Annotated in this window: 19 protein-coding genes; 4 read left to right on the top strand and 15 right to left on the bottom strand. The window is 33.8% G+C overall.

The features are described 5' to 3' along the window. Nucleotides 1-59: 59 nt before the first annotated feature. The gene (locus BUC23_RS06180) at nucleotides 60-1,337 is read right to left on the bottom strand and encodes an MFS transporter (protein ID WP_073207108.1); all 1,278 of its coding nucleotides are present in this window, start codon (nucleotides 1,335-1,337) and stop codon (nucleotides 60-62) included. After that, entirely contained in the window at nucleotides 1,337-1,867 is a 531-nt protein-coding gene (locus BUC23_RS06175) for a GNAT family N-acetyltransferase (protein WP_073207106.1), read from the bottom strand. Before BUC23_RS06175 ends, BUC23_RS06180 begins: the two co-directional genes overlap by 1 nt. Before the next feature lie 162 nt (nucleotides 1,868-2,029). Here BUC23_RS06175 and yaaA point away from each other — a divergent pair, with 162 nt between their 5' ends. Then, nucleotides 2,030-2,788 carry a peroxide stress protein YaaA gene (gene yaaA, locus BUC23_RS06170; protein WP_073207103.1) on the top strand — a complete coding sequence of 253 codons (759 nt, stop codon included), beginning with the start codon at nucleotides 2,030-2,032 and terminating at the stop codon, nucleotides 2,786-2,788. 79 nt (nucleotides 2,789-2,867) lie between these two features. On the opposite strand, the gene BUC23_RS06165 is transcribed toward yaaA, so the two are convergent. From BUC23_RS06165 to BUC23_RS06150, 4 genes are read right to left on the bottom strand one after another with little or no spacing between them, the layout of a single operon-like run. Beyond that, the gene (locus BUC23_RS06165) at nucleotides 2,868-4,448 is read right to left on the bottom strand and encodes an MDR family MFS transporter (protein WP_073207100.1); all 1,581 of its coding nucleotides are present in this window, start codon (nucleotides 4,446-4,448) and stop codon (nucleotides 2,868-2,870) included. 1 nt (nucleotide 4,449) lies between these two features. Continuing rightward, nucleotides 4,450-5,529 carry an HlyD family secretion protein gene (locus BUC23_RS06160; RefSeq protein WP_073207097.1) on the bottom strand — a complete coding sequence of 360 codons (1,080 nt, stop codon included), beginning with the start codon at nucleotides 5,527-5,529 and terminating at the stop codon, nucleotides 4,450-4,452. A gap of 9 nt (nucleotides 5,530-5,538) precedes the next feature. After that, nucleotides 5,539-6,864 carry a TolC family protein gene (locus BUC23_RS06155; protein WP_073207095.1) on the bottom strand — a complete coding sequence of 442 codons (1,326 nt, stop codon included), beginning with the start codon at nucleotides 6,862-6,864 and terminating at the stop codon, nucleotides 5,539-5,541. Further along, on the bottom strand, nucleotides 6,854-7,480 hold the full coding sequence (locus BUC23_RS06150; protein WP_073207092.1) for a TetR/AcrR family transcriptional regulator: 627 nt from the start codon (nucleotides 7,478-7,480) through the stop codon (nucleotides 6,854-6,856). The genes BUC23_RS06155 and BUC23_RS06150 overlap by 11 nt, the downstream gene beginning before the upstream one ends. A gap of 314 nt (nucleotides 7,481-7,794) precedes the next feature. On the opposite strand from BUC23_RS06150, the gene BUC23_RS06145 reads away from it, so the two are divergent. The 3 genes from BUC23_RS06145 to BUC23_RS06135 all read left to right on the top strand — a co-directional run bounded on the left by BUC23_RS06145 (nucleotide 7,795) and on the right by BUC23_RS06135 (nucleotide 9,798). Further along, nucleotides 7,795-8,373: a TetR/AcrR family transcriptional regulator gene (locus BUC23_RS06145; RefSeq protein ID WP_073207089.1), complete on the top strand. Its 579-nt coding sequence runs from the start codon at nucleotides 7,795-7,797 to the stop codon at nucleotides 8,371-8,373. 54 nt (nucleotides 8,374-8,427) lie between these two features. Continuing rightward, on the top strand, nucleotides 8,428-9,060 hold the full coding sequence (locus tag BUC23_RS06140) for a nitroreductase family protein (protein ID WP_073207086.1): 633 nt from the start codon (nucleotides 8,428-8,430) through the stop codon (nucleotides 9,058-9,060). A 195-nt stretch (nucleotides 9,061-9,255) separates the two neighbouring features. Continuing rightward, a complete protein-coding gene (locus BUC23_RS06135) occupies nucleotides 9,256-9,798 on the top strand; it encodes a DUF4494 domain-containing protein (RefSeq protein WP_073207083.1) in 543 nt (180 codons plus the stop codon). A gap of 91 nt (nucleotides 9,799-9,889) precedes the next feature. Here BUC23_RS06135 and BUC23_RS06130 read toward each other — a convergent pair whose 3' ends face one another. The 9 genes from BUC23_RS06130 to BUC23_RS06090 all read right to left on the bottom strand — a co-directional run bounded on the left by BUC23_RS06130 (nucleotide 9,890) and on the right by BUC23_RS06090 (nucleotide 14,877). Further along, on the bottom strand, nucleotides 9,890-10,336 hold the full coding sequence (locus BUC23_RS06130; RefSeq protein ID WP_073207081.1) for an endo-arabinase: 447 nt from the start codon (nucleotides 10,334-10,336) through the stop codon (nucleotides 9,890-9,892). Between the two features lie 80 nt (nucleotides 10,337-10,416). Next, on the bottom strand, nucleotides 10,417-10,932 hold the full coding sequence (locus BUC23_RS06125) for a GNAT family N-acetyltransferase (protein ID WP_073207078.1): 516 nt from the start codon (nucleotides 10,930-10,932) through the stop codon (nucleotides 10,417-10,419). A gap of 56 nt (nucleotides 10,933-10,988) precedes the next feature. Beyond that, entirely contained in the window at nucleotides 10,989-11,849 is an 861-nt protein-coding gene (locus BUC23_RS06120; protein WP_073207076.1) for an alpha/beta hydrolase, read from the bottom strand. A gap of 167 nt (nucleotides 11,850-12,016) precedes the next feature. Further along, on the bottom strand, nucleotides 12,017-12,454 hold the full coding sequence (locus tag BUC23_RS06115; RefSeq protein WP_073207073.1) for a VOC family protein: 438 nt from the start codon (nucleotides 12,452-12,454) through the stop codon (nucleotides 12,017-12,019). A 29-nt stretch (nucleotides 12,455-12,483) separates the two neighbouring features. After that, nucleotides 12,484-12,846, bottom strand: coding sequence for a DUF2200 domain-containing protein (locus tag BUC23_RS06110; RefSeq protein ID WP_073207071.1), 363 nt, complete (start codon nucleotides 12,844-12,846; stop codon nucleotides 12,484-12,486). A gap of 7 nt (nucleotides 12,847-12,853) precedes the next feature. Beyond that, nucleotides 12,854-13,261, bottom strand: a complete 408-nt coding sequence (locus BUC23_RS06105) for a VOC family protein (protein WP_073207068.1) — start codon at nucleotides 13,259-13,261, stop codon at nucleotides 12,854-12,856. Between the two features lie 184 nt (nucleotides 13,262-13,445). Further along, complete coding sequence (locus tag BUC23_RS06100; protein WP_167365562.1) at nucleotides 13,446-13,817, bottom strand: nuclear transport factor 2 family protein; 372 nt, start codon at nucleotides 13,815-13,817, stop codon at nucleotides 13,446-13,448. Between the two features lie 267 nt (nucleotides 13,818-14,084). Next, nucleotides 14,085-14,249, bottom strand: a complete 165-nt coding sequence (locus BUC23_RS17465) for a hypothetical protein (protein ID WP_167365561.1) — start codon at nucleotides 14,247-14,249, stop codon at nucleotides 14,085-14,087. A gap of 100 nt (nucleotides 14,250-14,349) precedes the next feature. Next, on the bottom strand, nucleotides 14,350-14,877 hold the full coding sequence (locus BUC23_RS06090) for a DinB family protein (RefSeq protein WP_073207062.1): 528 nt from the start codon (nucleotides 14,875-14,877) through the stop codon (nucleotides 14,350-14,352). Between the last annotated feature and the right edge of the window lie 133 nt (nucleotides 14,878-15,010).

Raw genomic sequence — 15,010 nt, 5'->3', positions numbered from 1 at the left:
AGAAAGCGCTTTTCGCTATTTATTACCAAGTAAAAAGTACTGTTATTATTTAAAAAAAATTAAAGGAAAGCCTGCGATTCCTGTTCTGAATAATTCAAATCAGTATGAAAGGTTTCATTTAATTTCCAAAGTGCCAAAATTGAAATTACGGATAATATTGATCCCACAATCATCGCCGATTCCAGAATATTTCCATCAAAAATAGTATCTCTGAAAAACCCATAAATGAGAATAATCAGCGGCAATGAACCTCGAACAAAATTAGGAACTGTAGTTGTCACCGTTGCGCGAATGTTGGTTCCAAATTGTTCTGCAGCAATCGTTACAAATAATACCCAATATCCTACAGAGAATCCCATGATAAAACAAAGGGTATAGAAAGAAGAGGCCGAAATTCCAAAAGCATTTAGGTAAACAAATACCATAATCAAATTAAAGATCAGGAATAAGTACATCACTTTTTTTCGACTTTTCAGCCACTGACTTAATAATCCACTTGCAATATCGCCAAAAACCAAACCACCGTAACACCAGGCGATGGCTTTTCCTGCGGCAATAGTTTCAAAACCCTGAACACCTAATGCTTTGGCAAATTCAGGGGAGAAAGTAATCAATACACCAACCAAAAACCATAATGGAATTCCGATAAGAATGCATTGAATGTATTTTGAAAAACGTTGTTTATTGGTAAACAAAGACAAGAAATCCCCTCTTTTCTCCTCACTTTCTTGTACTTTTTTGAACATGCCTGATTCGGAAATACTTATTCTTAGAAACAGTAACAGGATTCCCAAAACTCCTCCGGCATAATAGCACAAACGCCAATCCTGAAAGATCTGATAGACTAAATAAGCGACTACCGCTCCCGAAACACCCACGGAAGCAACGATCATCGTTCCGTAGCCTCGTTTTTCTTTAGGCAAACTTTCCGTTACCAAAGTAATTCCTGCACCTAATTCGCCCGCAAGTCCAATTCCCGCAATCAACCTCCAAAACGCGTATCCATTAACAGTAGTTACCATTCCGTTAGCAATATTAGCCACCGAATAAATTAAGATGGAACCAAATAAAACAGAAATACGTCCTTTTTTATCACCTAAAATTCCCCAAAGTATACCTCCAAAAAGCATCCCGAACATTTGCATACTTATCAAGTATTCTCCTTGATTTCTGATAGCATCTCCCGTGATTCCTAAATCTTTCAAACTATCGGTACGAACGATTCCAAAAAGTAATAAATCATAAATGTCAACAAAATAGCCAAGAGCTGCTACAATTACGGCTGCATTAAGAATTGAAACAGGTTTTTTTATATCGGTGAAATTATTGTTTTTCATTATGATTTTTTATTTATATCCAATTTCATTAATAAATCTGTTTGTTCTTCATCGCCAAGAATAAAAACATGTTTGTCAAAGGCCACGAAACCATTTTTGGTATAAAATCGTAATGCTCGATGATTTTCTTCCCAAACGCCAAGCCAAATATAGTCTGAAGTGGTTTGCTGTGCAATCTGGATTGCTTTATCGAGCAAGAATTGACCTGCTTTTTTTCCGTGAAAAGCTTGTGAAACATAGATTCTATGAATTTCTAACGCATGATCATTTAGTATTTCGGTTTGCGCGTTACCAAAATTTATTTTTAAATAGCCAATTGGTTCTGAATCAGAATAAGCTATAAAAAACTGGGAGTTTGGATTGGTTATTTCCGAAGTTAATTGTTCCAAATTAAAACTTTCCCGATTGTAATTTTCAATATTTTCGGGTGTGTTTACTTCGGCAAAAGTTTCAGAAAAGGTTTGGATGCTTATAATTTGTATGGCTTCAAGGTCAGATAAAGAAGCTTTTTTAATTTCAATTTTAGACATAATACACTATAGTGGTTTTGGTTTGGTTCAATCAAAAATAGTAAAAATATATTTGCAATGATTTATATTATCTATCCTATTATTAGACAAATCAATTCGTACAGCCTCATTTCTTATTTTCAATTTGTACTTTTGAATCTGATACTAAAATTGAATCTGAATATGAAAATTGTTATATCGCCAGCTAAATCATTAAATTTCGAAAAAGAGTTACCTACGTCACAGCATACCGAACCTTTATTTCTAAAAGAAGCGAGACAGGTTCATAAAGTTTTAAAAGAAAAAAAGCCCGCTGAATTATCTGGTTTGATGAGTATTTCAGATAAACTCGCTGATTTGAATTGGAAACGTAATCAAGAATGGAAAACACCTTTCACTCCAGAAAATGCGCGTCCGGCAGTTTTTACTTTTGACGGGGATGTGTATACCGGATTGGATGCCTATTCAATTCCAATAGAAAAATTAGAAACGTTACAAGATAGTTTGAGAATATTGTCAGGTTTGTACGGATTGCTTAGACCATTGGATTTGATGCAAGCTTATAGATTAGAAATGGGAACAAAACTTCCTATTGGTGAAAGAAAAAATTTATATGAATTTTGGAAAACTACCGTTACAAAAGAATTGAATAAAGAACTTAAAAAAGGAGAATTGTTCATCAATCTCGCCAGTACGGAGTATTTTTCAGTAATTGATGTCAAAGCCTTGAAAGTTCCAGTAATTACTCCAGAATTCAAAGATTATAAAAACGGCAAGCTTAAAATAATTAGTTTTTTTGCCAAGAAGGCTAGGGGAATGATGGTTCGTTATATTATTGACACGGATGCTAAAACAATTGATGATTTAAAAGGTTTCAATTATGAAGGCTATCAGCTTGATGCTAATTTATCAAAGGGAAATCATTTGGTTTTTACTAGATAAAATTCTAGTTAATTAATAAAAAAAGACGCCGATTTCATTTAAAAAATCGGCGTCTTTTTTTATTTTTAAATGCAATAAATTAATGCATAGGATCCGCAGGATTGATCTTGTTTTTTCCTTTTTTTATTAAAAATATAATAGGAATACAACATAGGAACATAATACCGAGATACAGAAAAATATCCATGTATGATAAAACGGTACTTTGCTTCATTATAGAATAATCAATTGCCTGGTACGCTTTTTTTAGTGCAACATTGCTGCTGAATCCTTTAGACATAAAACCTTTTTGCAGCATCGCGATGCGTTGTTGTACTTCAAATTTGCTGGCATCTAAATGAGAAACTAAGTCTACACGGTGTTTCTGACTGAATCTTGTGATAAAAGTGGTAATAATGGCAATACCAAATGAGCCTCCTAATTGTCTCATCATTCCTGTAAACGCTGCGCCTTCACCAATATGTTTCCCTTTCAGCGTAGAAAGTGATAAGGTTGTTATAGGAACGAAAAGTAATCCTAATCCAACTCCTCTCAAAATCAAAGGCCAAAATAGATGTTCAGTACCCGTATTGGGGGTCATTCTATTGTGCATCATAAAAGTGAAGAAAAAGAAAACCAAAAAACCAATACCTACCATATATCCTTGAGGAACACCTCTTTGAATTAATTTTCCAATAATTGGCATCATAAACGCAGTAGTAATTGAACCCGGAATAAGTAATAATCCTGCATCAGTCGCTGTCCAGCCTAAAATGGATTGCGTATAAATGGGAATAATTAAAGTCGAACCATAAAGTCCAAATCCCAAGATAAAACACATTAATACGCCAATTCTAAGATTCCCATCTTTCAAAACACTTAAGTTTACTATAGGATACTTGTAGGTTAGCTCTCGCCAGACAAATAATATTAATCCAAAGACGGAAACGGTACTTAAGGTTACAATTGTTGAGTTGTTGAACCAATCATCTTGTTGCCCGTGTTCCAAAACAAATTGTAACGAACCTATAAAAGCTGACAAAAGCAAAATACCCCACCAATCGACTTGGTTGACTTTTAACTTTTCACCGTATTGTGGACTCCGTACAAAAGTGAATGCTAAAATAGCAGCAATAATACCAAGAGGAATATTGATATAGAAAATATATGGCCAAGAAAAATGATCGACCAGATAACCTCCTAATGGCGGACCTAAAGTAGGGCCCACAATTACACCCATTCCATAAATTGCCTGAGCCATACCCCTTTTTGCAATAGGATAGCTCTCGGTTATAATAGTTTGTGCAGTAACTAATAAAGCACCGCCACCAAGTCCTTGAATAAATCGGAAAACAATGAGTTCCCAAATATTATCAGAGTTTCCACACATGAAGGAGGCAACAGTAAAAATGATAATGGATACCACAAAATAATTACGTCTTCCAAATTGTTGCGAAAGCCAACTCGTCATGGGAATGACAATTACGTTTGCAATAGCATAAGCCGTAATTACCCATGCCACATCATTTAATGTAGCACCCAGGCTTCCTCTCATGTTGGTTAAAGCCACATTGACAATAGTTGTATCCACGATTTCCAGCAATGCACAAAGTACTGCTGTTATCGTAATAATAACTCGCCTGTAGCCATATTCTACTAAATCATCTTCTACTACTGCCATTTTATTTTAAATGTACATCAACATCAACATTCATCCCCGGACGCAATAATTTAATTTTCTCGACATCGTTAGATTTGTTCAAGCTTATTTTTACGGGTAAGCGTTGAATGGTTTTTACAAAGTTCCCTGTAGCATTGTCTGGAGGCAAAATAGAGAAACGAGATCCTGTTGCCGGTGAAAAAGAGGTGATAGTACCTTCAAAATTATAGTCGGGATAAGCGTCTACATTTACCGTTACTTTTTGTCCAATAATCATTTTGTTTAATTGCGTTTCCTTGAAATTTGCAATTACCCAAGCGTTCGAATTATTGATGATATAGAAAAGAGATTGTCCCGGTTGTACCAATTGTCCTGGTTGAATATCAATTTTTGAAACCTGACCATCAATAGCCGCTGTAACTACCGTATAGGTTAAATTTAATTCAGCAGCATCAAGCATCGCTTTTGCTCTTTTGATGTTGGCGGCAGCAACATCAGTCTGTTTATTAGAAACTTTAGATTTAGCTACAATTACTGATTTTTGAAAAGCACTGGCTCTTTCTTGCTGTTGCAAAATACGGACTTGATTTTCAGCTTCTAGTTTTGCTGCTAAAGCTTGCTCGTATTGTTGTTTTGTAATCGAATGATTTTTATACAAATTATTGTAACGAATGTAATCACTGTTAATTCGGTCCAATCTAATTTTTGCCGATTGAATATTTCCTCCGGCAGATAATACATTGGCATCAGACACGGAAATGTTAGCCAAAGCACTTCCAATATCCGCTTTTGAAACTTCAAAATTTCCCTCGGCAGCAAGAAATGAAGCATTTGCCTCGTCGATTTTCAACTGATAATCTCTCTTGTCTATCGTAAATAAGGTATCTCCTTTTTTTACAAAATCGTTATCTTTTATGTATACTTTATCCACATACCCGGAAACTTTAGGGATAATAGGATTCATGTTTTTTTCTATTTGCGCATCATCTGTTTCTTCATGAGCCAAAGAGTGCATGTATTTATAGATTCCATAAGTTCCGCCTAATACTACCAAAACAGCTAGGATAATAATAAATTTTGTATTTGTCTTTTTCTTTTCCATGTGTTTTGATTATATTTTTGCTAGATTGAATGATTGAGATAATTGTCCGGTAACAGAAAGCAGTTCGTAATATTTTTGAATAATATTTGCTTTTGCTAATGCTTTATTGATTTTGGAACCTAATTGTTCTACGTCGGCTTCCAATAAATCATTGGTGTCGGAAAGGCCGTTGTCATATTTGTCTTTGATAATTCTGTAGTTTTCCGATGATTGTTCAACGGCTTGTGCATAAACCTCATTTTGTTTCAGTGCCAAGTCATAATCTTCTATTGCATTTTGAACTTCCAGTCTGATATAGTCGGTCAGCATAGCTTCAGAATTTTGCACTTCAATCGCTTTACTTTCGGCTATTTTTACCGTAGTTCCATTTTTGAGAATAGCACTCAAATCATAAGAAACCCCAACACCAATATTCATTGCGTTTTGAACGGTAATCACATTTTTTAGGTCTAATGCGGTATAACCACCAATGATTGCAATCGAAGGATAATATCCGCTTTTTGCAATTTTAATATTGGCCTGACTTGCTTTTCCTTGAAATCGTATAGCTTCTAAATCTTTACGATTTTGTAGGGCCGGTTCATCATTTGCCGGAATGTTATCCATTTGAAAGTTGGCAAAATCACTCTCGTTAATCACTAGTTTTGTACCAGTTGGCAATTTTAGTAAGGTAACCAGATAAAAATTTACAATATTTAAATTTTTAGCTGCTTCATCTAAGGACAACTGAATTTTAGAAACTTGTAATTGGGATTTTAACAAATCATTTCTTGGGATAATTCCGTTTTTTTCTAAGTCGCTAAAATCAGTTGCTCGCTGTTGCGCTCTTTTCTGATTTTCTTTCAAAAGTTCCAATGTTTTTTGTGCTTTATACAAATCAGCATAATGGTTAACCACTTTCATGGCCACTTCTTCCTTTTTTTGAGAGGCTGTAGCTGTTTCTGCCTGATATAAGTTTTCGTAAGCTTTGATGCTGTTTTGGATTTTAAATCCTGCAAAAACAGGTACGCTGGCATTAACTTGTCCAATCATCAATTGATCTACAACAGGAAGCGGTTCAGAAGTAGCACTTTTATTGATTTTTAAATCAATCGAAGCTTTTGCCAATCTTTGATATTGTCCTGAAATTTTCAAGTCAGGATATTGACTGTTTTTTGTGGATTGTAATTCGTATTTTTTAGTATTTACTTTAGCATTGGCTAAGCTAACCTCATTACTGTTTTTCCAAGCCAAATGGATGGCTTCATCGAGTGTTAAACTCGTTTTTTCTTGTGCTTCTACGGCTGAAATTCCTATAAAGAAAATCCCGAAGAGCATTAATTGACTAACTTTCATATATCAGAAGGGCTTTTATAGTTTGTTGAATGTGTAATGTCAAATTGGTTTTTATGTAATTATTGTATAAGTCTTCGGTTTTCAAATTTAGTAAATTTTGAAAGAAAGATTTGTTCATATGGAAATGAAAGAAAGTACCTAGAATTGTTGGCGTAATAAGAGGAATAATAACGTCTTTTCTAAAAATACCTTTGGTTTGTCCTTCTATGATGATAGATTCCAAAGACTTAAGATTTCCTTTTTTTAATTCCGAGAAAGCCTGAAGATTTGAATCTCCTTTTTTAGAGGTAAATTCAAAGTGTAAAATTCTGTAGATCCCTTTATTGCAATTGATGCGATTGATGTAAAGTTCAATAAGCTTGTTTATTTTCTCTATGGGTTCAAGGTCTTCGATTATCAAATTATCCAATTGTAATTTTAAGTCGGAAGTTCTATAGAGTATAAGTGATTCCAGTAATTTTTCCTTAGAACCAAAATAATACGAAACCATTGCAATGTTTATTTTGGCTTCTTTCGCAATATTCCGAATCGAAGTACCGTCAAATCCTTTTTCGGCAAATAGCGTTTCGGCTACTTCCAGAATTATAATTTGTTTATCGTTAAAATTGCTTTTCAATTCTTCTGTTTTTATTTCGAAGCAAAATTAAACAACTGTTTAATTTAAACACTTGTTTAAATTTTTATTTAACATAATATTAACATAAATTAATCTTGTTTTTTATGTTAAAAAGAAGCATAAATGTAAAGCCATTTGTCACCAAATCGTTGAATATTATGGGCCATTCACTCTAACTATTTTTTTTTTTAATCTAAATTTCTTCTTGTGTTTTAATATCCAGAGAACTGGACTTGTATTAAACAAATCCTAATTATTTTAAAATAAATGAACGTTCATTCTTTTTTGTGTATCTTTGCACTTTAATATTAATTATGGCACAACTTCAAAAAAGTATAGATAAACGTACCGCACTATTAAAGGCGACTTTAAGCTTAGTAAACAATGGAGGGATTCAAAGTGCTTCGATGGCTAAAGTGGCCAAAATAGCCAATGTTTCTCCAGCTACCATTTATCTGTTTTTTGAAAGCAAACAAGACCTGGTTAATCAACTGTATTTGGATGTAAAAGGTTCTTTTGCGGAAGCGGCGTTTAGCCAATACGAATCAGATGATGAAGTAAAAAAGAGTTTTGAAAAAATCTGGATTGCCATGGCTGCATTTAAATTGGAAAACAAAGAAGAAGCCTCTTTTTTATCGCAATGTGACAATACACCTATGATTGATGAGGAAACGCGCCAAGAAGGATTAAAATATTTGACACCTCTTTTTGATTTATGGTCAAAAGGGATAAAGGAAGGAATTGTCAAAGATATTTCGCCTTATTTGCTGTACGCTTTCTCCATTTATCCAATGGCTTTTTTGATGAATATGGACAACAGAGCGCTTTGCCCATTAGGCGAGAACGTAATAAATGAAGCGTTCCAAGTGGCTTGGGACAGCATACGAGTTTAGGCTCTTTTTTAGAAAATAAAATATAAATAAGTAAAATAAATAAATACAAGTAAGATGGAATTATTAGATAAATTGAAATGGCGTTATGCTGCAAAAGCAATGAATGGTCAAAAAGTTTCTGAAGATAAAATTAATAACATTCTGGAAGCAGCTTCACTGGCACCAACATCCAGCGGTTTGCAGCCTTTTGAAATAATGGTGGTTACGAACCAAGAAATAAAAGAAAAAATCAGAGCTATTGGTTGGAATCAATCTGTGATTACAGACTGTTCTCATTTATTGGTTTTTGCCGCTTGGGATACGTATACAGCGGAACGAATCAATAAAATGTTTGATCTTACGAATGAAGCTCGTGGTTTTGTGAACGAAGGTTGGGAAAATTACCGTCAAATGTTATTGAACAGTTATCCTCAAAAAGATGCTGAAGTGAATTTTCAGCATGCAGCAAGACAAGCATATATTGCCTTTTCTCAAGCTATTGCAGCAGCCGCTTTTGAAGGCGTTGACAGCACACCAATTGAAGGTTTTGACCCAGCCGCTTTGGATGAAATTTTAAACCTTAGAGAAAAAGGTCTTAGAAGTTGTGTAATCCTTCCTTTAGGATACAGAGACGCTGAAAATGACTGGTTAGTTAATTTAACGAAAGTTAGAAAAAGCAGAGAAGATTTGGTTACTCTTATTGACTAAAACCAATTCGGAAGAAATATATTCTAAAACAGCCTCTCCTAATTTTTGGAGAGGCTGCTTTTTTATGAATTAATAGGAAAAAAAATGCAACAAAATTTAATACCGAGCTTCATTCAAAATTGTGGATATCTATTTTATTAATTGTGATTTTTTTTTCCTTTAAAATATATCTTTGACATCCTTAAAAAAAATTATATGAGCACAATTTGGTATGAATGCAAAGTAAAATATAGAAAAACGGATGAAACTGGAGCTCAAAAGATTGCGAATGAACCCTACTTGGTAGACGCGTTATCGTATACTGAAGCTGAAAGCAGAATTAATGAGGAAATGTCGGCGTATATTAGTGAAGAATTTAAAATCACGAATATAAAAGTGGCTAATTACGCAGAAATTCATCCTTTTGAAAATGCAGATCGTTGGTTTAGATCTAAAGTTTCATTGTTGGCGTATGACGAAGAAAGTGGCAAAGAACGCAAGACTAATATGTATTTGTTAGTGCAGGCGAATGATGTAAAAGAAGCGTATGATAATACCATCAGTGTAATGAAAGGGACGATGGGAGATTATACCATTCCTGCGATTTCAGAATCACCTATTATGGATGTTTTTCCGTATTTCAGTGGGGAAGAAGGCGAAACAGAACAATTAGAAAGGTTCAATGCACTTAAAGCTTCAAAACCGGAAGTAGCTGAGGTAGTGGATCACATGCAATTTGAACCGGAAGTAGCTGATTAATTGTTTAGCAGCAAAAAAGAAACGCTCCTTAATTCTATTATTTTAGAACTAAGGAGCGTTTTTAATTTATTGCAAATGCATGAAGGACTGTTTATTCCGATTTATAAATATGAATCGATTGTCCCACTAATTTCCATTTGTTTTTTATTTTCTCTAAAAGCCGAATTTCATAAGAGAATGTTTTCTTGCCATCTTTTGCCGTTGATTCTTCATCGTGACTTACCCAGGCCGTTTTGCCGTTAATGCTCATTTTATAGTTGGTGTTTACTGAAAAACCACCGTTTCCCATTGCTTCCGGTTTGGTATTCATCATCGCTGCCGGGGGAACATCAAATGTTTCGCCTTTTGGTGTAGAAACTAATATTCGGCTGTAAGGCTGAATGTACCAGCAGTCACTATGACCTTTACTGTCTTGCGCTCTCCAGGTAGCCGATTCTTTTTCTAATAGTTTTTTAATCATTTCTGATTCCTCTTTGTTTTGACTGTATCCTGTAAGACTAATTGCGATAAGAAGGTAAAAGGTTAAATGAGATTTCATAGTAGTATCTTTTTATGAAATTAAAAGTAGTGTTTTTTTCTTTAAAATGTTTAACACAAACACAGTTTAAATAACAAATTTTAGAAAGGTTTTACTAACACTTTCTCGTATGCTTTTCTTGGGCTACCTCTAAAATACACTTCACCACAATACGTATAACCTAAATTTCCAAATATTTTCATCATGGCTATGTTGTCAAAATTAGTGTCTGCTTTTACGCTGAATATGTTGTTGCTTAATGCATAATCTTCTACGTATTTTATAATCATTTTAGCGAAGCCTTTACCCAAATACTTCTCCGAAATTGCTACGCGGTGAATGACAACAAAATCTTCAGTCGTTAGCCAGTTGCCTTCGATTTCATCATAGGCAGGTTCGTCATTGATAAGCACCGCACTATAACCGATGATAGTTTCTCCATCAAGTAAAACAAATCCTTCCCCTTTTTCAATATCTTTTTGTACGACTTCCGGATTTGGATAACCGTCCTGCCATTGCTTGCTGCCGTCTTCTTTTCTTCGAATGATAGCTTCTTGCAGAATTTCCCATATTGGCGCTATTTCAGACAGTTCCGCTTTTCTAAAATGATAGTTCATTGTTGTAATTTAAGTTTTCCTTTGCACAAAACGGCTGTTGTGCGATGTTTTTCTTTTTATTTTTCAGTTTCTGGATACAAAATTCTCATTGCATTGAAAATTGCCTGATGAGTAATTGTTGCGTGGTCTTCTTGTGGCAAATAATCAAAGCTCACTTTTACATTTTTGCTTTTGGTGCTTTTCAATTTTTCGGCCAATAAATTTGCATCAACTTCCATAACGTGAGGAATTTTACTTGGTGTAAGTCCTTCTTTGCCTACGCCAATATAAATATCAATTTTATCTTTAAAGTTCTCTTGATATATTTCCGATTCTTCATTTAATAAAGAACCATTATTCCACCATAAACTAGGACTTATTATTATGTATTTATTAAATAAGGTTGGTTTTTTTAATACTATTTCTGTTGCTAAAAGTCCACCTAATGATTGTCCAATAATAGTTTTTGAGTTATTGGTTTTGTACTTTTTTTCAATAAAAGGCTGCAATTCAGTTTCAATAAAAGAAATGAAATTGGCTGATTTTCCACAAGTTATATATCTTTTTTTATCTTCCTCAATTGTGGTTTGGTACGTAAAATCTCTTTTCCTGTCAATATTTGCAATTCCAACAACAATTGATTTTGGAACTCTATTTATCCAAGAAAAGCTATTAAACTGAAAAAGTCCAACTACGTGAATAAAATCTTCGTCAGCCGAACCATCAAGTAAATAGGTTACTGGATATTTAATTGTATCATTTTGGTTGTAGCCTTCTGGAAGATAAATATTTACTATTCTTTTTTCAGATAATATTTTTGAGTTAATTTCTTCTATTGTTCCAAGCACAAAAGGTTTGCTCGTTTCTTTTTGTTTTTTTACTTGTGCATTTCCAATCGTTACTGTAAATAGTAATATTAAAATTATTATTTTTTTCATATTTTATTTTTCCGTTTTCCTCGCAAAAGGGTTTGCGGCTTGACGATGTAGCTGATTATTGCCAATAAAGTTCATTAAATGCACAAATATTTGTTTACCAAGAAAGTACATCGAAGCACGTCACCCGCTTTTTACCAGATCACAGTTAGGCGTTTGTTATTTTTCACTTATACTTTTCCGTTATATTTTGGGTCAAAATCTACCATCCATTCAATACCAAATTTGTCTCTAAACATTCCAAAATAAGAACCCCAAGGACTGTCGTTAATAGGCATTTCAATATTTCCGCCTGCTGAAAGTCCGCTAAATAACTTGTCGGCTTCTTCACGGTTTTCTGCACTAATCGCTATTTTAGATCTGTTTTCATTTTCATTTACCGCGCCCATACTTTTTGGAACGTCATTGCCCATTAAAATATTTTTTCCAATAGGCAAAGCAATGTGCATTATTTTATTCGCTTCATTTTCTGCTAGAGGGAATGCAGTACTTGCCAAGTCTTTGAAACGCATAATCTTTGCGAACTCTCCGCCAAATACTGATTTGTAAAAATTGAATGCTTCTTCGGTATTTCCGTTAAAGTTAATGTGTGGATTGATAAGTGCCATAATTTTAATTTTTTAAGTTGTTACATTGTTTACTTTCTTAAAATTTTATTCAAAGTCTTTCCTTTTGCTAATTCATCTACCAATTTGTCTAAATATCTTACCTGCTGTGTTAGTGGATTTGCAATTTCTTCAACCCGATACCCACAGATCACACCAGTTATGAGATGAGCGTTAGGATTTATTGTAGCATTTTTAAAGAATTTTTCAAAAGTTACCTTTTCATCAATATGTTTTTGAAGACTTTCGTCATCATAACCAGTTAGCCATTCAATTACTTGATGTAATTCTTCTTTCGTTTTGCCTTTCTTTTCCACTTTTGCGAGATAAAGAGGATATACCGAAGTGAATGTCATTTTCGCAAAACGCTCATCGTGATTATTTGTGTTGTTCATTTCCTGGTTATTCTGTTGGGAATTTTGAAATGTCCATATAGAAAACTTCCCAAGTGTGTCCGTCAAAATCTTCAATAGTTCGCTGTTGCATAAAACCATAATCACGCATTTCGCTAGGTCCTGTTCCACCGGCTTTTAGTCCATTTGTTACAATGTTATTTACCTCGTCAATACTGTCTGTTGATAATGAAAAAATTGCGGCTAAGTTTGATTTTGTGTCTGCAATGGGCTTGGTGGCAAAGGTTGCAAACTTTTCGTGTGTCAAAAGCATTACAAAAATATTTTCACTCCAAACCATACATTTTCCACTGTCGTCCGAAAATTGAGGATTGTTCGTAAAACCTAATGCAGTATAAAAGTCCATAGATTTTTGCAGTTCTTTTACTGCTAAATTGATAAAAATTTGTTTTGCCATTTTTTTAATATTAAGTTATCCAAGTTAATATATATGTCAGTGAGTGTCGGTTTACAATAACCGCTAATGTTCCTATTGTTTTTGTTAATGTTCACGAGCGGGGCGGGCGAAACGCAAACGTGAACTTACAACAAAATTCGCAATTGCGAGAAACCGCTGTTAGCGGTTCGTTATTTTCTTTCTGTCATTTTTTCGCTTCAACAACTGCAAGATTGTCAATAATTTTCCATTCTTGGTCAGTGTCCAATACTAATGAATTGTATGACACAAAATAATTCTCCGAGCTCTCTAAACGTAATTTTACAATTGCTATGATTTCACTCTCGTCAATACTTTCTATTGTCATTTTTCGTGGTAGTCCACCAAATATGCCTTCTTTGATATTTGATAAATATTTTTGTTTGTCAATAATTGTAATTCCTAAAGTTTCCATAAATCCATTATTTGCCACTCTAAAGTCTTTATGCAAAACTTTGTCCAAAGCTACTATGTCACTATTGTCACCACCTTTTACAAAGCTCGTTATTGCTTGTTCTATTTTTTCTTTTGTTTTCATTTTTTTGTTTGTTAACTGCTCAATTTCACTTCTCAATGTGTGCTTAATTTGTCCAAGAAGTTTGTCACTTCGCTGTTTAAGTAATTTATTTTTTTGATCGAATGCAATATGAAGTAATATTTTGAATTCGATTATTATCGTCAAATTCGTATACATCACAAGCTGAAACAAATGAAACTCGTTTTTTTTCTCTTGAAAATTCGGCAGTTCCGCTAATAACTACTTTATTTCCTTCAGCAATAATGTTCAGCGTTTTGAAGTTAGTCGTTACTGATTGAAAATAATTTCCAACTTGTTCACAATTATCAATGATTGCTTACCTATAAAATTGTCTTCTTCGACAACAGTCCAAACTGCATTTTCAGAAATGAACTTGTTTGTTTTGTCAAATTCTCCGTTTGAGAAAGCTTTTGCTATTTCTGTTTTTGTCATTTTTTTCAATATTATGTTTTTCACTTGGTTGTCTTTATAATGACCGCAAACCCCTGTTGGCGGTTCGTTTTTTTTTGCAACCTAGATAATAATTTTATAATTAATTATGAAATTCCTTGTAAATATTTTCGATTTGTTTACCGTGTCTTCGAGTATGTTCTATCATAAAAATTATCCATTCATATCTTGTCAAGCCATTAGCAGCAGGAGGAAATTGCAGTTCACTGCTTACTTCTTTTAATTCCTTTACATTTATTGTTTCAAGCTGTTGAACTTTTTGTTGGTTCAAAGACTTCATCAAATCTTCAAGGGCATGTGGGGGTTGACTAGGTTGTAAGGCAGGAGCGGTTTTCATTTTATCTTCACTGCGGAATATGTTCTTTATCAAATCCACCTGTTCGTCAAAAGGTCGTGTAGTTTGATTTGAATCACCATTCAATAGTTGGGTGAGAATTCCTCCGTTGGACTTAATGATATGTTCTGTTACTTGACCAGCAGTCCAGATTTCTTCCTTTTGAATTTTATTAAGTTCCTCCTCTGAAAATTTGGAAAGCGTTTGGATAAGCTCTCGATTGACATTTTCTATTTCGATGATAAGTTCTTCTTGGGACAATGGATTTATAGTCATACTGATTGTTTTAATATTTTGTAAATGAAATATTTAGAAAGAATGTTTAATAATACAGACTGTACTAAAATCAACGCTAACTAGTATATAGGTCTGACAGAAATAGACCTGTCATCTTTTTTGCTATCGCTAA

The sequence above is a fragment of the Flavobacterium xinjiangense genome (assembly GCF_900142885.1).
Lineage (GTDB): Bacteria > Bacteroidota > Bacteroidia > Flavobacteriales > Flavobacteriaceae > Flavobacterium > Flavobacterium xinjiangense.
This window is presented reverse-complemented; position numbering and strand designations above follow the sequence as displayed.